Source organism: Shewanella sp. MF05913 (genome assembly GCF_059758095.1).
On record NZ_JCAYNT010000001.1, the window covers coordinates 358168 to 378205 of the forward strand.

Annotated in this window: 18 protein-coding genes, 2 pseudogenes and 1 riboswitch; of the genes and pseudogenes, 19 read left to right on the plus strand and 1 reads right to left on the minus strand. The window is 43.4% G+C overall.

What is annotated here, in order from left to right; genetic code table 11:
- Window positions 1-170: 170 nt before the first annotated feature.
- The 5 genes from nirB to AC19MV_RS01630 all read left to right on the plus strand — a co-directional run bounded on the left by nirB (window position 171) and on the right by AC19MV_RS01630 (window position 7287).
- A complete protein-coding gene (nirB, locus tag AC19MV_RS01610) occupies window positions 171-2801 on the plus strand; it encodes a nitrite reductase large subunit NirB (protein ID WP_498305412.1) in 2631 nt (876 codons plus the stop codon).
- Window positions 2798-3124, plus strand: coding sequence for a nitrite reductase small subunit NirD (nirD, locus tag AC19MV_RS01615; RefSeq protein ID WP_498297548.1), 327 nt, complete (start codon window positions 2798-2800; stop codon window positions 3122-3124). The genes nirB and nirD overlap by 4 nt, the downstream gene beginning before the upstream one ends.
- Before the next feature lie 11 nt (window positions 3125-3135).
- Window positions 3136-4602: a NarK family nitrate/nitrite MFS transporter gene (locus AC19MV_RS01620; protein ID WP_498305414.1), complete on the plus strand. Its 1467-nt coding sequence runs from the start codon at window positions 3136-3138 to the stop codon at window positions 4600-4602.
- Between the two features lie 40 nt (window positions 4603-4642).
- Complete coding sequence (locus AC19MV_RS01625; protein ID WP_498305416.1) at window positions 4643-6430, plus strand: bifunctional protein-serine/threonine kinase/phosphatase; 1788 nt, start codon at window positions 4643-4645, stop codon at window positions 6428-6430.
- A 224-nt stretch (window positions 6431-6654) separates the two neighbouring features.
- Entirely contained in the window at window positions 6655-7287 is a 633-nt protein-coding gene (locus AC19MV_RS01630) for a LuxR C-terminal-related transcriptional regulator (RefSeq protein WP_498305417.1), read from the plus strand.
- A 118-nt stretch (window positions 7288-7405) separates the two neighbouring features.
- On the opposite strand, the gene AC19MV_RS01635 is transcribed toward AC19MV_RS01630, so the two are convergent.
- Complete coding sequence (locus tag AC19MV_RS01635; protein ID WP_498305418.1) at window positions 7406-9163, minus strand: M61 family metallopeptidase; 1758 nt, start codon at window positions 9161-9163, stop codon at window positions 7406-7408.
- Window positions 9164-9365: 202 nt separating this feature from the next.
- Here AC19MV_RS01635 and hinT point away from each other — a divergent pair, with 202 nt between their 5' ends.
- From hinT to AC19MV_RS01705, 14 genes and pseudogenes are all read left to right on the plus strand, one after another.
- Window positions 9366-9719, plus strand: a complete 354-nt coding sequence (gene hinT, locus AC19MV_RS01640; RefSeq protein ID WP_160056248.1) for a purine nucleoside phosphoramidase — start codon at window positions 9366-9368, stop codon at window positions 9717-9719.
- Window positions 9719-10231: a PaaI family thioesterase gene (locus AC19MV_RS01645; protein WP_160056246.1), complete on the plus strand. Its 513-nt coding sequence runs from the start codon at window positions 9719-9721 to the stop codon at window positions 10229-10231. The genes hinT and AC19MV_RS01645 overlap by 1 nt, the downstream gene beginning before the upstream one ends.
- Window positions 10224-10691, plus strand: a complete 468-nt coding sequence (locus tag AC19MV_RS01650; protein WP_160056244.1) for a PaaI family thioesterase — start codon at window positions 10224-10226, stop codon at window positions 10689-10691. Before AC19MV_RS01645 ends, AC19MV_RS01650 begins: the two co-directional genes overlap by 8 nt.
- A gap of 36 nt (window positions 10692-10727) precedes the next feature.
- Window positions 10728-11120, plus strand: coding sequence for a YcfL family putative periplasmic lipoprotein (locus AC19MV_RS01655; RefSeq protein WP_432399680.1), 393 nt, complete (start codon window positions 10728-10730; stop codon window positions 11118-11120).
- A 147-nt stretch (window positions 11121-11267) separates the two neighbouring features.
- Window positions 11268-11374, plus strand: a riboswitch (TPP riboswitch).
- Between the two features lie 57 nt (window positions 11375-11431).
- Entirely contained in the window at window positions 11432-13633 is a 2202-nt protein-coding gene (locus tag AC19MV_RS01660; protein WP_498305419.1) for a TonB-dependent receptor, read from the plus strand.
- A 49-nt stretch (window positions 13634-13682) separates the two neighbouring features.
- Entirely contained in the window at window positions 13683-13943 is a 261-nt protein-coding gene (locus tag AC19MV_RS01665) for a hypothetical protein (protein ID WP_432399678.1), read from the plus strand.
- 5 nt (window positions 13944-13948) lie between these two features.
- Window positions 13949-14626, plus strand: a complete 678-nt coding sequence (gene pnuC / locus AC19MV_RS01670) for a nicotinamide riboside transporter PnuC (RefSeq protein ID WP_498297537.1) — start codon at window positions 13949-13951, stop codon at window positions 14624-14626.
- 36 nt (window positions 14627-14662) lie between these two features.
- The gene (locus AC19MV_RS01675) at window positions 14663-15688 is read left to right on the plus strand and encodes a phosphotransferase family protein (protein ID WP_498305421.1); all 1026 of its coding nucleotides are present in this window, start codon (window positions 14663-14665) and stop codon (window positions 15686-15688) included.
- A 61-nt stretch (window positions 15689-15749) separates the two neighbouring features.
- Window positions 15750-16595: a DUF6279 family lipoprotein gene (locus AC19MV_RS01680; RefSeq protein WP_432399672.1), complete on the plus strand. Its 846-nt coding sequence runs from the start codon at window positions 15750-15752 to the stop codon at window positions 16593-16595.
- Between the two features lie 92 nt (window positions 16596-16687).
- Window positions 16688-17281 (plus strand): HvfX family Cu-binding RiPP maturation protein, encoded by a 594-nt coding sequence (locus tag AC19MV_RS01685; protein WP_498305422.1) that lies wholly within the window; start codon window positions 16688-16690, stop codon window positions 17279-17281.
- 101 nt (window positions 17282-17382) lie between these two features.
- Window positions 17383-17931 carry an NAD(P)H nitroreductase gene (locus tag AC19MV_RS01690; RefSeq protein WP_498305423.1) on the plus strand — a complete coding sequence of 183 codons (549 nt, stop codon included), beginning with the start codon at window positions 17383-17385 and terminating at the stop codon, window positions 17929-17931.
- 169 nt (window positions 17932-18100) lie between these two features.
- The gene (locus AC19MV_RS01695) at window positions 18101-19075 is read left to right on the plus strand and encodes a transposase (protein WP_498305425.1); all 975 of its coding nucleotides are present in this window, start codon (window positions 18101-18103) and stop codon (window positions 19073-19075) included.
- Window positions 19076-19299: 224 nt separating this feature from the next.
- Window positions 19300-19494: pseudogene (locus AC19MV_RS01700) on the plus strand (transposase); the annotation flags it as partial.
- Between the two features lie 304 nt (window positions 19495-19798).
- Window positions 19799-19999 (plus strand): annotated as a pseudogene (locus AC19MV_RS01705) (transposase); the annotation flags it as partial.
- Between the last annotated feature and the right edge of the window lie 39 nt (window positions 20000-20038).

The window sequence follows — 20038 nt, forward strand, 5'->3', positions numbered from 1 at the left end:
GTCTGCAACATCACAGTATGATACTGCAACGCATTAATGGGACATAACCCATAAAAGCACGAACAGTAAAATTTAAAAAAATCGGGATTGTAACTGGCAATGGCGCCAACTCTTTAACAGGAGTTGGCGCCATTTTGTTTTTTACCATCCAAGGCATGAAGGAGCAGGAAATGACAGTCTCAAAACCCAAATTAGTGGTCGTTGGCAATGGCATGGTGGGTCATCACTTTATTGAGCAATTATGCAGTCTAGGGCTGAATAAAACCTTTGAAGTACATGTGTTTGGCGAAGAGCCTCGTCCAGCCTATGACCGAGTGCAGTTATCTAAATATTTTGAGACAGGCAGTGCCGATCCGTTAATGCTAACCAGTGCGCAGGATTATCAAGATTGGGGCATTAATCTGCATTTAAATACTCCCATCACGGCGATTGATATCGCAGCGAAAACCGTCACAAGTGCCCAAGGTGAATGTTACTCGTATACCCGATTAATTTTGGCGACTGGTTCGTTTCCATTTGTGCCGCCAATACAAGGCAACGATCGCGCTCAATGTTTAGTCTATCGCACCATTGAAGATCTTGAGGCTATTCAATCAGCGGCGAAAAATAGTCAGGTCGGGGTGGTTGTCGGCGGCGGACTACTGGGCTTAGAAGCTGCGAATGCCATGATGCAACTTGGGGTGAAAACCCATGTTGTCGAGTTTGCGCCACAATTGATGCCCGTTCAGCTTAATGATAAAGCCGGTGAATTGCTGTGCAGTAAAATCGAGCAGCTCGGGGTGAGTGTGCATACCTCAAAAGCAACGACCGCCATTATTGATGGTGAAACTGCACTGCACCGCATGACATTTAATGATGAATCTTTTCTTGAAACCGACATGATTGTCTTTTCAGCCGGAATTCGCCCACAGGATGCTTTAGCCCGCGTGTCAAATATTAGTATTGGTGAGCGTGGCGGTATTGAAATTGACGATCACTGCCTAACGTCAGCTCCCGATGTGTATGCCATCGGCGAATGTGCATTATGGCAACAAAAAATATTTGGTTTAGTGGCACCCGGTTATCAAATGGCACGTGTAGTGGCCTCGCATATTGCCTCATTATCATCTGACACCCCAAGCCAATCGTTTACCGGCGCCGACATGAGTACCAAGCTTAAACTCTTAGGCGTCGATGTGGCCGCTATTGGCGCAAGCCGTGGTTTTGAGGATGCTCAATTTGTTGAGTTGTCTGATAATCAAACGGGTATTTATAAAAAACTCTGGCTTGATGACAGTGGTAAGTATTTAAAAGGCGCGGTACTCATTGGCGACAATAGCGATTACAGCCGCTTACTGGATTTGTATTTATCTCAGGATGAAATTGCAGGCTCTGCAGTTGAGTTATTACTTGCGGGTGCTGAAGATGAAGCCGACTTAAAAGACACGTCTATCGTATGCTCTTGTCATCAAGTGACGAAAGGCGACATTGTTGAAGCGGTTTCAGCTGGCAATCATAAGATGGCTGAAATTAAATCGTGTACCCGCGCAGCGTCGGGTTGCGGCGGTTGTGCGCCATTAGTGCAAAAAATTATTGATCAAACCTTGCAAGCTGCTGGGCTTGATTTTAATGCCGGTATTTGTGCGCATTTTGATCACGACAGACAAGCTTTGTATCACCTATGCCAAGTGGAAGGCATTAATGACTTTGATTCATTAATGCGTCAACACGGCAAACCTTCAGCAAGCGGTCACACGTATGGTTGCGATATTTGTAAACCTGCAGCCGCCTCGATTTTTGCCAGTTTACAAAACCAATATGTATTAAACCAAGACAGCGGCCATGTTCAGCTGCAAGACACCAATGATGCGTATTTAGGCAATATCCAAAAAGACGGCACTTATTCTATTGTGCCACGGGTTGCCGGTGGCGAAATTACCCCTGCCAAGTTGATTTCAATGGGGCAGATTGCCCAAGAGTATGACTTATATACCAAAATCACAGGTGGGCAGCGTATCGATATGTTTGGTGCAACCTTGTCACAATTACCTGAAATTTGGCAAAAACTCATTGATGCAGGGTTTGAAACGGGACATGCCTACGGCAAGTCTTTAAGAACGGTTAAGTCTTGTGTCGGCAGTACCTGGTGCCGTTATGGCGTGCAAGATGCGGTGGGTTTTGCCATCGATTTAGAAAATCGTTACAAGGGCCTACGCAGCCCGCATAAATTGAAGTTTGCCGTATCGGGATGTACTCGCGAATGCGCCGAAGCACAAAGTAAAGATATCGGCATTATCGCAACCGACAAAGGTTGGAACCTCTATGTGGCAGGCAATGGCGGTATGCGTCCACGTCACGGTGATTTGTTTGCTACCGATTTATCGACCGAAACGCTTTATCAATACATCGACCGTATTTTGATGTTTTACGTTAAAACCGCCGACAAACTGCAGCGCACCTCTACCTGGATGGATTCATTAGAAGGCGGCTTAGCATATTTAAAATCAGTGGTCATTGATGACGCGCTGGGGATCAACTCAACCTTAGAACAACAGATAGAGTTGATTGCAGCAACGTATCAATGTGAATGGAAAACCAGTCTTGAACAACCGGCTTTCTTAGCGCGCTTTAATGAGTTTGTTAACCCAAGTGAGGCACCTGTTGCAGATGCTAATGCATACCAGCGTGTGCGCGATCAGCGCTTCCCTAATGGTAAAGATACCGGTGCAGGCAACATTGCGATTAAACAGATTACTGAGCAAAAAATTACCGAGCAGCAAACCACTGAGCAACAAGCAAAAGTAGATGAGGTATTAGCATGAGTTGGATTAATGTGTGTGAAGAAACAAGCTTACCCATAGGCACAGGTGTTGCTGCCTGGGTTGCTGGAAAGGCAGTGGCTATTTTTAACTTAGGCAAAGATGGTTTGTATGCCATCGATAATGTCGACCCCGCCTCAGGCGTGGGCTTATTAGCTCGCGGATTAATTTGTGAAATGGACGGTGAACTGTGCGTGGCATCGCCGTTATACAAACAACATTATCGATTAACCACAGGCGTGTGTATTGAAGATACGTCATTAATTGCCAGTCCGTTTGATATTAAAACTGAGCAGGGACATGTCCTTGTATTAGCCAAAGCATAAGGAGTATTACGATGAGTGCTGAAAAATTTAAGTTATTTTCTTTTAACGGCAAAATGAAGATTATGCATTTAAGCTGGATGGCTTTTTTTATCACCTTCGTGGTGTGGTTTAACGCCGCACCGCTGGTGAGTGTGATAGCCGACAGCTTGGGGCTGACGACCGCACAAATTAAAACCTTACTGATCCTCAACGTTGCTTTAACCATTCCTGCGCGGATTATTATCGGGATGGTGACCGATAAATACGGACCGCGGATAACCTATTCGGCGTTACTCGCCATTTGTTCTATTCCGTGCTTTATGTTTGCCGTTGCCGATTCATTTGAACAGCTCGCATTAGCCCGTTTTTTAATTGGCTTTATTGGTGCCGGTTTCGTGATTGGTATTCGTATGGTCAGTGAATGGTTTCCGGCTAAAGAGTTGGGCACCGCAGAGGGCATTTACGGCGGTTGGGGTAACTTTGGTTCAGCTGCTGCAGCCTTTACTTTACCCGCGGTTGCTCTTGCATTTGGTGGCCCAGACGGTTGGCGCTATGCCATTGGTATTACTGGTTTAATGAGCTTATTGTTTTCGTTTGTTTACTACTTTAATGTCACCGACACACCAAAAGGCTCAACATACTTTAAGCCCAAAAAAGGCGGCGGGTTAGAGGTAACCAGCAAAAATGATTTAGTGTTACTCATTGTCATGAAAGTGCCGATGTATGCCACCTTAGCGTTATTGGGATGGAAGTTGTCGCCAGCGGGTGTCAGCATGTTTACTCAAGATACGACAAATTTGATTTACGCCGGTTTAGCCTTTGTATTTTTAATTGATTTTTATCAAACCTATCAGGTCAACAAGCATCTCTTTTCTGTTGAAGTGCCAGAGTTTGAACGTTACGAGTTTAAGCAAGTTGCGGTACTCAATGTATTGTATTTCACCACATTTGGTTCTGAGTTGGCGGTGGTGTCAATGTTGCCATTATTTTTTGCCGAAACCTTTGCATTAGGTATGGCGCAAGCAGGTATGGTGGCATCCAGTTATGCCTTTATGAACCTGATGTCTCGCCCAGGCGGTGGCTGGTTAAGTGATAAGTTTGGCCGTAAAACCACACTATTGATTTTAACTGCTGGTTTAGCGATAGGGTATTTATCGGTAGCACAAATAGACTCAAGTTGGTCATTACCTCTTGCGGTGGTTGTGGTGATGGCGTGTTCTTTCTTTGTTCAAGGCGGTGAGGGCGCAGTTTTTGCTGCAGTACCACTCATTAAACGTCGTTTAACCGGTCAAATTGCCGGTATGACAGGAGCTTATGGAAATGTTGGCGCAGTGTTTTTCTTAACGGTATATTCAATGGTGTCGACACAAACGTTCTTCTATGTCATTGCTGTGAGTGCCGTATTTGGTTTTATTACCTTATTCTTTATGAATGAGCCGAAAGGTCATATTGCCGAGGTGAATGAAGACGGCGAAGTGACCTTGATCAGCGTCAGTTAGATGAACCTATGAGTGGGATCGTTATTACAGCAGGAAACCTATGTCTCCTAAGTTAGATACACATGCCAGCCCTGTGATAGATGACACGCTGCCTTTTGCAACCAGTTTGCAATTGGTAGTGGGGCAAGCCTCTGAAAAAGGTCATAAATCGCAAAACGAAGATGCGATAGGCATACGCATCCCGAGTGGTGTATCTCTTATGACTAAAGGTATCGTCAGCGTGATAAGTGATGGTGTCAGTACCGCAGAGGGAGGCGCACAAGCATCAGCGATTAGCGTGAGTAATTTTTTAGCCGATTATTACTCCACACCAGATAGCTGGAGCGTGCAAACCTCAAGCGCCAAAGTCTTAACCGCATTAAACCGTTGGCTGTATGGGTTAGGGCAAGATTATCGCGATGCACGGCGTGGATTTGTATGTACTTTCAGCGCATTGGTGTTTAAGTCGTGCACTGTGCACATGCTACATGTGGGTGATTCACGCATTTATCGTTTTCGCCGTGGCGAGTTAAGCCAATTAAGCCATGATCACAGCACAAAAATAAACGCATCGCATCAATATTTAACCCGCGCATTAGGCATGGATGTCAAATTAGATGTTGATTATAAAGCATTAACGGTTGAGCAAGACGATCTTTACTTGCTGACTACCGATGGCATACACGACCAATTTACAGAGTTTGAATTACTGCAAAGGATAAGCAGTTTTTATCAATTACATCCGCAATTAAGCGATGATTTATGTGAGCATTTTTGCCGTAAATTGATAACAAAAGCATTTGAACTTGGCAGTAAAGATAATTTGAGTGCGCAATTATTGTGTGTTCAGCAATTGCCGAAACAAGCCATTGATGATGTTTACCATCATTTATCGCAGCGTCCATTTCCGCCTCCGCTGAGTGTCGGGATGAAGCTTGATGGTTATCGAGTCACTCACATTATTCATCAATCTCAACGGAGCCAGGTGTATCGGGTTGAGAATCAGCAGCAACACGCTTTTTGCATGAAAACGCCTTCAGTTAATTACATTGATGATGCGGCTTATATTGAGCGTTTTATGTTAGAAAGCTGGATTGGTCAGCGTATAAACAGTACTCATGTCGTGAAGGTGGTAGAGCAACATCAACCTAAATCGGCATTGTATTACTTAACCGAATTTCTCCCAGGAGTGAGCTTAGCGCAATGGCTCGTTCAACATAAAAAAGCCCCAGTAGAAGATGTGCTAGCGCTGCTAAAGCAAATCGAATTAGGCGTTAGAGCATTTCATCGCCGAGAAACGCTACATCAAGATTTAAAGCCGGATAATATTTTTATTACCCGTGATGGCGTGGTGAAAATTATCGATTTTGGCTCTTGTTATATCAAAGGCGTTGCTGAAATTAGCACTCCACTGACACGCGATCATATTTTGGGGACTGCAGATTATACCGCTCCAGAGGTGATATTGGGTTATCAGGCTGATGGACGAGCTGATTTGTTTTCCCTTGCTGTGATTGCTTATGAAATGTTGGCAGGTGAACACCCCTTTAAAGGCAAGCTCAGCAAATGCAATACCAGGCAAGCTTTCTCGCGATTAGAATACGTCAATGTGCACCAACTCAATCCCATGGTGCCCATCTGGATAGACCAAGCCCTAAAAAAAGCCTTAAGCATTGAGCCTAATTTGCGCCAGGCCGACACTTGCGAGCTTATTCACCAATTAACCACCGCCAGTGCTCGTCAACGCCCAAAGCATTTTGTGCCACTTATCAATCGTAATCCAGTCAGATTTTGGCAAGCCACCTCCATCGTACTTTTTCTGGCTTTTATCACCAGCTTATTGGTTTAGGCCTAATATGGTTTCTGAGTATAAAAATCGGGCATTAATGAAATCAATTCACTAAAATAACCTTACGTATAGATAATTAGTTAGCATTAATACTAAAGTGTTATTTTTTTATGGTGATGGCTCTTTTGGCTTATTTTCAACAATGAGGATGATTGGTAATATTCACATGTTGGAATATTACTTGGCAATGAAGTCGTTTAGTCAGTTCACATGGAGTGTTTGAGATGTTTAAAGTCGTAAATTGGATGTTAGTGTCACGATCTCAGTTGCTCATTGACTTACTTGATTGCCGTTGGCCGCAAGAATTTTTAGTTAAATTAACTCCCGCCCAGCCCGGTAATATGGCAAATAAATTGGTTGAAGAAGTTATTTCAGTGGTCTATTTTGACTTAGCAACCATCGATATCCAACAAGCTTATCAATTACAACGTCTTATTGAGCGAGAATATAGCTCTATCCATACTGTGTTTATTAACTTCCCCAAACAACTTGATACGCGTTTTCTTATTCACCCTTCGACGACTCTAGGGGTTTTTTACGCTGACACCAGCTTAACGGAAATCAGTTTGGGATTGAACGACATAATGAAAGGGCGAAGTGTCATGCCGCAGGAGTTATTACATTCGATGATGAATGATGATAACGAAGTGGAAGGCGATCAGTTGACTATCCGCGAACGTGAAGTGCTGCACGCCTTATTGTCAGGTAGTACCAATTTAGATATTGCGAATCAATTATTTGTTAGTGAATCAACGATTAAAACTCACTTATATCGTGCATTTAGAAAGATAGGTGTTTCCTGCAGAGGCCAAGCCATTGCCTGGGCGCAAACTCACATGCATGAGGTGAGGGTATAATCCTTAGCTCAACAGCTTTTGTAAATAGAAATGGGTATCAGTTGATACCCATTTTTGTGTCTGCTTTTTGTGGAGGGTTTAACCTCTATCACTTAAACCATTGTCAGTTAATCCACTGCTAGTTAAACCAAAGTGCGGTTTTACTGGCATCGCTAATGGTTAAAGAAATCGTGTCGGCAATTGCTTCTCGCACTGGCAGTTGGCCTTGCATTAATTCATCGCGTCTAAACCAATGTAAATTGAGTTGTTGTCCTACGCTATAGCTTTGCAGTTGCTGCTCAAATTGGGCGTTAACTTGTAAATTGTCAGCGGCGATCAGTAAATCTCCGGCGCTGAGTCCCGCTTGATGTGCAGGGCTATTTTGGCTAACCGCTAACACTTTTAGGCCAAGTGCTTCAGGCTTTGTTTTGGCACCAAATGCGATTTTATAACCTTTGGCATCCCCGCCACCGAGATCGGTGACACCCTCACTTGCACGCACTGTCATGCTAACGCCGACCTGTTCAAGCAAGTTGCTTAGCGGTATGTCTTGGGTGTTGTCTAAATAAGCAAAAATATCATCACACGAGCGGTTAAGCAGTTTTTCAACAATCTGTTGATGGCTCATGTTATTGGTGCCGATTTGCGGCAATCCATATTGTTGCCATAACGTGCGCATTACATCATCAAGGCTGTGCTTGCCCTGGGTTTCTATGCGGATGGTTAGGTCTAAATACAACGCAAATAGTGCGCCTTTGGTGTAATAACTCACAATGGCGTTAGCCGCATTTTCATCTTGCTTGTAAAACTTGGTCCATGCGTTGAAGCTCGATTGCTTAAGGGTTTGCTTAAAGCGTCCTTCGCCGCGATACACTCGCGTCATAATTTGGCTCAGCAGAGTTAAATAACCTTTTTCATTAATGCACTTAGACTTAAAAGTAATTAAATCATCGTAATATGACGTAATCCCTTCGTATGCCCATAATTGCTCTGTGTACGACTCTTGCGATAAATCAAATGGGGTAAATTCGGCAGGTTTAATGCGTTTTACGTTCCATGAATGGAAGTATTCGTGGCTGCAAAGTGACAAATAGGTCCGATAGCCTTTATCAACCGGAGCATCGAGTGACAAAGGTAGGTCATTGCGCGAGCACATTAAAGCGGTTGAGGCTTTATGTTCGAGTCCGCCAAAGCCGTTATCTAATACCGTGGTCATAAACACATAACGTTCAAACGGTGCAGGCGTGCCAAATAAGTTAATTTGATACTCGCAAATGGCGGTTAAATCCTTAGCCAGGCGAGTCATATTGGCGCGATGTTTACCACTTAATACGATATCGTGGGGCACTCCAGCAGCATAAAAGGTTTCGATGCTCAGCTCGCCCATTTCAACGGGATGATCGATTAAGTCATCGTAGTTTGGTGCGCTAAAATCACCAAAACCAAATTGTTCGCCAGCGGTTCTGTTCATGCTGGTGGCCAAAGTCCAGTGGCTTAATTCGGCTAATGCGGGTTTAGCTATGGTGACCTGGTGCGGGTGTAATTCAAGCCCTTTGGCGGCTAAAAATACGCTACTGCCATTAAAGAAACCGTGGTTTGTATCAAGGTGGGCGGTACGTACCGATAAATCCCAGGCGTAAATTTGATAGCATAATATGATGTCGCTACCCTGGTTATTTACCTGCCAGGTTTGCTTATCTAACTGGGTGACGGTTAATGCTTGTTGATTTTCTGTGGCGTCAATTTCGATAATGTTTTTAGCAAAATCACGGATCATGTAACTGCCAGGTAACCAGGCCGGTAGGTAAAAAACTTGTGACGGTGAGGCTTGGGTGACGGTGAGAGTGACTTCAAATAAGTGCGCTTTAGGATCGATCGCATGGATATGATAATGCATAAAGAATTCCAAATAGTAGAAGCGTTGCAATCAAAAGGATTGAGCTATAATCGACAATGCTGCCAAAAATGACTCGGTTAAGCAAACGAATCCCATTTTCTGTAAAAGATAACTGATTTATTGAGTTTTTTCTGGAGTCAGAGATCAAAGACTTGTTACTATCATCATTAGCAAAATGCTGTCATTCATTAAGGATCCTAAAATGGCCGAAGAAACCATATTCAGTAAAATTATTCGTCGTGAAATTCCAGCCGATATTTTATATCAAGATGAACTCGTCACTGCATTTCGTGATATCGCTCCGCAAGCGCCCACGCACATACTTATTATTCCTAACCATTTAATCGCCACGGCAAATGATGTCAAAGCATCAGATGAAAAAGCCTTAGGCCGAATGATGACCGTAGCGGCTAAATTAGCCGATGAAGCAGGCATTGCAGAAGATGGCTATCGTTTGATTATGAATTGTAATAAACATGGTGGCCAAGAGGTATACCATATTCATATGCATCTTTTAGGCGGTAAGCCATTAGGTCCAATGCTGAGCCGCGACTAATGAAAATTAACAGTGATTTTTTCCCATTAACTGAAGTGGCCACTCGTTTTGTTAACCAACTGGCTCAGTGTCGTCGCTTAGGGTTAAGTGTTAAAGAAGCCAGTGAGCATCACGTATTAATTGAGTTGCCATACAGCCAGGATATTATTGGTTACCCTGATACGGGTGTGATCCATGGTGGGGTGATTACCACCCTCATCGACACCGCTTGCGGCACCGCAGTGGTGTGCGCCATTTTAAAAAAATATCAATCGCTTGAGTTGTCACCAACATTAGATTTACGGGTCGATTACATGAAGCCTGCTGAGCCACATAAACCGGTTTATGCCTTTGCAGAGTGTTACCGTTTATCGTCTAGTGTGGCCTTTACCCGCGCGATTGCCTATCAAGAAAGTATTGATGAACCGATTGCCCATGCGGTAGGTTCATTTATGCGTATTAGCCCTGAAATGGTTGGCGAAGAGTTTCGTCAGGCGTTAATGGGAAACTTGCCGGAGAGTCAGCATGACTGAGCAAACAACCCAGGTGGCATCAAGTGAGTTGGATGTTCAAGATGTGGTAAAGCGTGCCATTGAGTTAAATGACTACAGTTATTTGCTTGAAAAAGTGCCGTACTCACAATTTATTGGTATGTCTGTAGCCCGTTTTGGCGACGAAATGGTATTTAGATTACCCGCAAAAGATGACAATATCGGCAATCCCATTCTACCGGCTATTCACGGTGGCGTGATTGCAGGCTTTATGGAAATGTCGGCCATTGTGCAATTAATGGTGTTTATGCAGGCCAAAAAGGTGCCTAAAATTGTCGACTTTTCAATTGACTATTTACGCGCAGGTTTACATCAAGACACCTTTGCAGAATGTAAAATTACCCGTCAAGGGCGCCGCGTGGCCAATGTGAGTATCAATTGTTGGCAAACCAATCGTAAGCAATTGATTGCCACAGCCAGAGCGCATTTTTTATTAGATTAATAACCCAAACCGCCAGTAACATTTAAGGAAAAGATTATGAAACTCGCATCGATTATCGTACTCACATCAACGTTGTTACTTGGCGCTTGTGCTCACAACACCGCGGGTATTGCCCTTGACTCTAATGGGCAAGTTCGCGTTGATAGCAGCTCTTTTGCCAGTGATGTCAATGTCACTGATATTGCGTCAATTATGGTGGGCGACTTAGTTAAAGCCTCGGCGTTAATTCAGAGTAAATCGAGCACAGACTTACGCGTGCAATACAAATTTACCTGGTTTGATGCCAACGGTTATACCATTGAAAATGAGGCAACAAGTTGGAAGTCGGTCAAATTACATGGCATGCAACAATTGCAAGTCAGTGCAGTAGCACCTAATACTCAAGTCAGTCATTTTGAGGTATACGTGCGCGAAACCTACTCTGATTAACGCTTTAAATTCGTATTTTGTACACGCTGTTTATTGCTTGTTTGATACGACAAAGGCACTAGCATAATGTCGACATTGGCAAAGTGCTTTTTGTGTTATCAAATTGTATGACGGATCGTGTAATCAGATTTTAGATAGTTTATACTCGTGGCCGCCAAGGGGTGTTCAGCAATACTGAACTGAGATGTCGTTAAGACGAACCCTTAGAACCTGATCCGGCTTATACCGGCGTAGGAATGGGCCACACTATCTTTAAGTGCACCTCTTATTCGCTACTCTTGCCGGATCTCAAAATAACTATTTGAGGTCCTATGTTCACGAAAAAATCTACCGGGTTAACCCACACCCCAATTGCCTTAGCGGTTATCGCAGCACTAAGCTCGCCGATTGTTTTAGCCAAAACGGCTGATGTTGAGCGCGTAACTCCCGAATATGAAAAAATGGAAGTCATTGTTGTTAATGCTGATTTTAGTAATATCAGCCTTGATAAAATGCCATCGAGCGTGACCGTTATTGATGCTCAGCAACTTGAAGACGAAGGTGCGCAGCATTTTGAAGATGTGCTGAATTCCATTGCTAACTTTAACTGGTCTGGTGGTAGCTCTCGTCCTAAATACTTCCAAATCCGCGGTGTCGGTGAGCAAGAGCAATACCAGGGCGCGCCAAACTCATCGGTTGGCTTTGTAGTCGATGATATTGATTTATCAGGGCTTGGCATGGTGTCGAGCATGTATGACATGCAACAGGTTGAAGTGCTGCGCGGACCGCAAGGGACTCAATATGGTGCCAATGCCTTAGCGGGATTAATTTATCTAAAAAGTAATGACCCTACCGATTCATTTGAGCATGGCGCAAAAGTTAGCGTTGGCGATGATGATTTACGCACTTTTTCTGGCTTTAGTTCTGGGCCATTAAATGACTCAGGCAAATTGCTGTATCGGGTATCGGTTGAACAACATACTCAAAATGGTTACCGAGATAATCTGTACCTAAATAGTGACGACAGCAATCAACGTGACGAGCTCAGTGCCCGCGCTAAATTACGCTGGTATGCCACAGACGATTTACAAATTGATTTGACCTTATTACATGCCAATTTCGATAACGGTTATGATGCCTGGACACTAGACAACAACACCACTAATACCTTAACAGACCAACCAGGTATTGATGCGCAAGAAACAACAGGTGCTGGGCTTAAGTTTATTTATACCGGTGCCACAGCATTTGACTTCACCTCGCTCACCTCCATTGCGCAAACTGACCACCACCACGCATATGACGGTGACTGGGCAAACCCAGATTACTGGGCCAGCAAGCAATGTACCTTGTACGATGATGACTACAACGTCACAGGCAGCGAGCCATGTGAGTACGATTATACCTGGGATAAAGAAGGCGACCGCCAAACGCTTACCCAGGAGTTTCGTTTATCATCAAAAGATGCCGGGCGAATTTTTGCAGGTAGCACTGATTGGTTAGTGGGTGTATATGCCATGAACCTCAATGAAGATAATGACTTATATTCAGAATACAACACCTGGCCAGATGAAGTGTTACAGTCGAGCTACGAAGCCACAAATTATGCTGTGTTTGCTCAATTAGACAGTCATTTAGGCAATGATTATTTGTTGTCTACCGGTTTGCGTTTTGAGCAAAGAGACAGTGAATACCGCGACAGTAATAATGATAATTTTGATCCGTCAGAAAACATGTGGGGCGGTCATATCGCCTTATCAAAAGCCATTAATAGCAATCATAATGCTTATGCACGCATTGCGCGAGGCTATAAAGCGGGTGGCTTTAATATGACGTTGCCAACAGAATTAGCCAACAAAAAAGAGTTTGATACCGAGATTTTATATAACTACGAAATCGGCATGAAATCGACTTGGTTAGACGGCAAGGTTGACTCGACATTGGCAATATTCTTCATGGATCGTGAAGATCAACAAGTGTCAGCCTCTTTACAAGACCCAGATAATCCACAACGATTTGTATTATTTACTGAAAATGCCGGTAGCTCACAAAACTACGGCGCTGAAGTCGATGCTAAATGGTACATCACTGAAAATATTGAGTTTTACGGCAGCATTGGTTGGTTAGAAACAGAATACGGCCAGTATGAATACAGTGACAAATACGGTTCGATTATTGATTTGTCGGGTCGTGAGCTCGCCCATTCTCCTAATTTTACCTACAGTGCCGGTATGACGTATGTCGCCGATTCGGGCTGGTTTGCTAATATCAATGCCAGTGGCAAAAGTGATTTTTATTACTCAGACAGCAACGAGTCAACATCAGATGCATACACCATTTATAATGCCCGCCTAGGTTACGAAACAGCAACATGGTCGGCTTACTTATGGGGCCGTAATTTATTTGATAAAGAGTACGGTGTGCGCGGCTTCTATTTTGGTAACGAACCCGACTTAGATTGGGCCGACAAACAATACATTCGTTATGGCGACCCTCGCCAAGTGGGTGTGACGTTCGACTATAAATTTATGTAAGTTCAACTGCGGCATCACCCGGTGCCGCATACCGTTTAGGAAATGAACAATGAAATTAACCGCAGAAATTAGTATGTATCCATTCAACGAAAACTACCTTGATCCAATCAAGTGGTTTATTGGCCGTGTTGATAGCTACAACAATATTGAACGTGTCACCAATGCCATGGCAACACAAGTGTGCGGTGAGTACGCAGATGTTATGTCAATGCTGGCCATTGAAATGCAAGCTGCTCACGAGAAGTGGGGCAAAGCCGTATTTGTGTGCAAGTTTATTGGTGGCGAACTTAACCTAAGTCATAGCGAATAACAGCCATGAATGACGTGATGTTAGCCATTCAACAAGCTTTTAGCGAAGCGTCGGTCATGACATTTTGGGAAGCCATTGCCGTCATGTTTGCGCTGGCTTACCTTATTCTGGCAATGCGGACTAACATTTGGTGTTGGTCGGCCGCGTTTCTGAGCACCGCCATTTACACGGTATTGTTTTGGAATGTGTCGCTATTAATGGAGTCGGTGCTCAATATTTATTACATGGGCATGGCCGTTTATGGTTATTGGCTGTGGTTGCATGTGCCGCCTGTGCAGGAATCTCAACACCATGAAGTGAATACACAACTGAGCATTAGCAGTTGGTCGTTGACGACTCACAGTATTGTTATCGCCGTTACTGCTTTGGTATCGATAGTGGTGGGATACGGTATGGCGAATTACACCAGTGCAGCATTTCCCTATATCGATGCAGCCACCACCTGTTTTGCGGTTGTTACCACGTACTTAGTGGCTAAAAAAGTGCTCGAGAACTGGCTGTACTGGGTGGTGATAGATTTGGTTTCTATCTACCTCTACTTCCAAAAAGGACTGATGTTGACCTCAGGTTTGTTTATTCTATATGTTGCAATGGCCGTTGGCGGTTACATGATGTGGCGTAAAAAATATCAACATTCCATTGTTAAACAAGATAAGCTTTCTCAACAGGCAATTAGTGTATAATCACAGCATTATCAGATTGTTATTGCGGTAAAATTTATGTCATCACCTTTACTCACGTTACCCAGTGAGTTCATTAATATGTTGCAGCAGGCAATACCCGCTGCAACATATCACTCATTATTAACGCAATGCACTGCCGTTACCTTATTAAATACTGGCTTAAGTAACCAAAATTATTTGTTGTCTTGCCCCTTGGGTGACAAGGTGTTGCGCGTCAATCAACGCCACAGTCATTGGTGTAATAGGGCGCTTGAGGTTGAATGTTGGCAATCTGCTATCGCGGCAAATATTGCGCCGAAACTCGAGTGGGTAAGTAACGACAAGCAATTTTATTTAAGTGATTTTGTCGCTCAACCGCAAGGCGATTGGAGCCAGTTCTCATCCATGTTTGGCCATTCATCTACTCGTCCATTGACAGCTATGACTCATCCGAATGTGGATGTGGTTGCTTTGTTGGCGCAATTGTTTGCTTCGCTGAGCCAATTACCCGTACCGTCTAAAAGCATGAGTGTGAGTGCACAATGGCAGCAATATGCTTTGCAATTAGATGCGATGAGTCAGCAACAAACTGACGCCCAGTGGCATCACGCATGGCAAACATTGCAGGGTATGAACATGCGTATAAGGCATTGGTTATCACAGCTTGAATCTTGTGTTTTATTGCCTATTTTTTGTCATCGCGACTTAACCCCACACAATTTACTGTTAAGTCCCGCACCTGTTAATAGCGCATTGCCGCAAAGTAAACTATTTTGTATTGATTATGAGTATGCTATTACCAGCCATCCATTGTTTGATTTAGCCAGCACTGTAGCTACCCATAACTTAACAGAAGACCAAGTGGCGCAATTAACTCACAAGGTTATTGTGCAATATTGCCAAATGTCGAGTTTGACCGATGTAGCCGCCGCTAAAGCGGCAATGCCTGCTGCGATAAACTGTTTTTGGTTATTCTCGGCAATGTGGTCACTGCTTATGGCGGCTAATGAATCTCAACAAGATACATTAGCGATGGCTAAATACATTAAGTTTTACAATCAATACTTAGCCCTGATCCATTAATCAACGTATCTTCAGGTTGTTTGGGTATAGTATAGATTCACCTAATTTTGAGGGACCAATTGTGACCAAAAAACTGTTGTTATTATTGTGCTGTACGGTTTTATTTGTAGGCTGTTCAACCAAGGTGAGCTATTTCTTTCTCGATTGGGCCATCGAGTGGGAAGTTGAAGAATATGTTGATTTAAATCGTGATCAGCAAGATAAATTTGATCAACTTGTTGAAAAGTTTTTAGTATGGCATCGACAAGATGAATTACCTCGATACCGCGATCAGCTAACCTTATTATCAACTCAAGCCAATGAATATTCATTAACACCAGAGTTATGGCAGCAACAAGTCACTATGGCTAAAGCGCACTGGTATCGAATTTTTAATGTGGTCATGCCAGACTTACTCCCCATAGTAGCAAGCTTTGATGACAAACAAGTTCAACAGGTATTAACTCAGCTTAAAAAAGAGCAAAAAGAGTTAATTGAAGAATACGCCGGTAAAGAGCAAAGTGAACTGATAACAGACTCAGACAAACGTATCGAAAAACAGTTAAAAGAATGGACAGGTAGTGTCAGTGAGGCGCAACAGCAGATTATTCATCAAGCCAATACAGAGCGTTTAGCCACCTTAGATATGTGGTTAGAATACCGTCACGAATGGCTACGACAATTTGAGCAAGCTTTATTGCGCCGTAATGAGGCTGACTATTTTACCGCACAAATGACACGCTTACTCACCGCACCTGATGAGCTAAAGTCATCTGTTTATCAAAATAATGTCACTGAGAATACACATAAGTTTGGGGTGATGATAATTGCTTTAAACCAAAGCTTTAGCGACAAACAGCGCAAACACTTTAATGGTAAATTAACCGAGTTAGTTGACGATTTAACCGAATTGCACTTAGATAAATAACTGAACCTCACTGAGATACCTCAGCGTAAATTGAAAGATTTTGCCGCTAAAGCAGGTCTTTTCATTCACTACACATTTAGGACGAATTATTTATGCAGGCGTTAATCGGGTTATATCAACAATTTCTACACGTGGTTAAGCATTCAGAAGGCTTAGCCGCTTTGGCCTTAAGGCTTTATCTTGCGCCCGTATTAATGCAAGCAGGCTATAATAAACTGTCTCATTTTGACGACACCGCAGCCTGGTTTGGAAACCCTGATTGGGGTTTAGGCTTACCTATGCCAGAGCAGATGACAGCATTAGCGGCAGGTACCGAGCTAATTGGCGGGGCATTATTGTTGGTGGGATTAGCCACTCGATTAGTCGCACTGCCTATGATGATCACCATGCTAGTGGCAGCATTTGCAGTGCATTTACCTAATGGATGGTTAGCTATTGCCGATGCCAGTTCATGGCTTGCCAATGAAAACGTGATGGCATCAGCAGAAAAACTGGCCGCGGCTAAATCTATTTTACAACAACATGGTAATTACGAATGGCTGACCAGCTCTGGCAATTTTGTGATTTTAAATAATGGTATCGAATTCGCCATTACTTACTTATTCATGTTGTTAGCGTTATTGGTTATTGGCGGTGGACGTTACACCAGTGTCGACTATTTTATTAGCCGTCGCTTATTAAAGTAGTGTTGTTCACTCAGTCGATGAAACCCGTTTAATTAATCCCACCAAATTGGTGGGATTTTTGTTAATATCATTCGCATAATTTTACTTGAAAGGATTGAACCTTGGACGCAACACAACTGTTATTGACTCGCCAGTCAACACCTCGTCTAGTCGCCCCAGCACCAACGGCAGAACAACTGACTTTTTTACTCGACGCCGCAGCTAGAGTACCCGATCACGGCGCACTAACACCTTGGGAATTCATTATTGCCGTTGACGATGGTTTAGCAAAATTGGCTGATGTTTTTGTTGCCGCAGCCAAAGCACAAGGTGCCGACGACGCCATGATAACTAAGGCCGGCAATATGCCATATCGTGCACCTATGGTGATAACCGTTGTTGCCAAAACGCAACAGCATGACAAAGTGCCAGTTTTAGAGCAACATATCGCAGCAGGCTGCGCCACCATGGCCATGCAACAAGCTGCATTCGCTTTAGGTATTGGCGCAGTATGGCGCAGTGGTGATTTTGCTTTTAATGCTGATGTGAATGCCGCATTAGGATTAGCCGCAGACGATCAAATTGTGGGCTTTTTATATGTCGGCACCCCAGCAGTCGTCGCACCCACTAAACCGCTTAAAAGTGGCCAGCAATTTGCGCGTTATTTGTAAGCAACGTAAGGTCATAACGTTTCGGGGTTATGACCAGTGGCCATCTTCATGTTGATGCATGGCCTGCGGCCACTAACGTAAACATAAAACATGGCCACCCACCCTAAATGGATAAAAATCAAACAACCTACTAGGCTTAGTTACCTTTAACTCAGGCAGGTAATCTAAGATGGCTAGACCAAGACAAACTATCGTTAGTTTAGAAGATACGCCTTACTATCACTGCTGCTCTCGTGTGGTACGTAAGGCATTTCTATGTGGAATTGATAAATCTACTGGTGATAACTTTGAGCATCGGCGCGAGTGGGTCGATTCCCGCATTCTAGAGTTAGCGACCATCTTTGCTATTGATATCTGTGCTTATGCCGTGATGAGTAATCACTTACATGTGGTTATAAAAGTCGATGCTGACAAAGCAAAAAAGTGGTCAGATAAAGAAGTGCTCATTCAATGGCACAAGGGCTTTAAAGGTACGTTGCTCACGCACAAATACCTTAAAGAAGACCTTAACCAGTTTGAACTTCAAACGGTTAATGAATGCATTACCGAATACCGTAAGCGCTTAATTGATATCAGTTGGTTTATGCGCTCACTCAGTGAGCCCATCGCCAGAATGGCCAACAAAGAAGATAAATGTACCGGAAGATTCTGGGAAGGACGTTTTAAGTCTCAAGCACTGCTTGATGAAGCCGCAGTATTAGCCTGTATGGCCTATGTTGATTTAAACCCGGTCAGAGCCAATATGGCCACAACTCCAGAAACCTCAGATTACACCAGTATTCAACGTCGAATAAATTCAGCGATGAAAGGCGAGCAACCAACAGAACTATTACCGTTTGTGGGTAATGAGCGTTTAAATATGCCTAACGGGTTAATGTTCAGCGTGAAAGACTACATTGTACTGGTTGAAGATACCGGTCGGATTATTCGAGAAGATAAGCGTGGCGCCATTAGTTCAAGCAGCCAGGACATACTCAATCGGCTCAATATTCCTGCCGAAAACTGGTTGAAAATCACCACAGAATTTGGCGCATTATTTAAAGGTGCTGTCGGTGCCTTACCTGCCTTAACCGAATATTGTGAGCACCTGGAACGAAAACGACGACAAGGCGCGGCAAATTGTCAGCGCTGGCTGTGCGCTTAAGCATTAATTCTTGAAAAACCACCATCTTCCTTATACTTGATAGATATCAAGATATTCTGCTGTGCTGAATGTCTTAGATGACCATAAATCACTCATTTAACGATAGTATTTTAATCATATCGAAAAATTTTATGAGTTGATCACATAGTTCGTAACCCTCGCCAAAACCATGAAAACGAGTTATGTTATTTGTACAAATTATGGGTGGCTTCTTTTCCTCTCCCATTAGCTCAAGCAGCCAGGACATACTGAATAGGCTAAATATCCCCGCAGAGAATTGGCTTAAAATCACAACAGAATTTGGCGCATTATTTAAAGGTGCTGTCGGTGCCTTACCTGCCTTAACCGAATATTGTGAGCACCTGGAACGAAAACGACGACAAGGCGCGGCAAATTGTCAGCGCTGGCTGTGCGCTTAAGCATTAATTCTTGAAAAACCACCATCTTCCTTATACTTGATAGATATCAAGATATTCTGCTGTGCTGAATGTCTTAGATGACCATAAATCACTCATTTAACGATAGTATTTTAATCATATCGAAAAATTTTATGAGTTGATCACATAGTTCGTAACCCTCGCCAAAACCATGAAAACGAGTTATGTTATTTGTACAAATTATGGGTGGCTTCTTTTCCTCGGGTGAAAACTTTGAGCATCGGCGTGAGTGGTTCGATGCGGGCATTCTTGAGTTAGCGACGATCTTTGCCATTGATATCTGTGTGGCGCCATTAGTTCAAGCAGCCAGGACATACTGAATAGATTCAACATCCCCGAAGATAATTGGCTTAAAATCACAACAGAGTTCGGTTCATTATTTAAAGGCATTGTAGGAGCATTACCTGCCATAACCGAATATTGCGAGCATTTAGACCGAAAACGACGACAAGGCGCTGAAAATTGTCTGCGCTGGCTGTGCACTTAAGTCATAATCCCCGATCAAATTACAATTCTTTTACTTGAT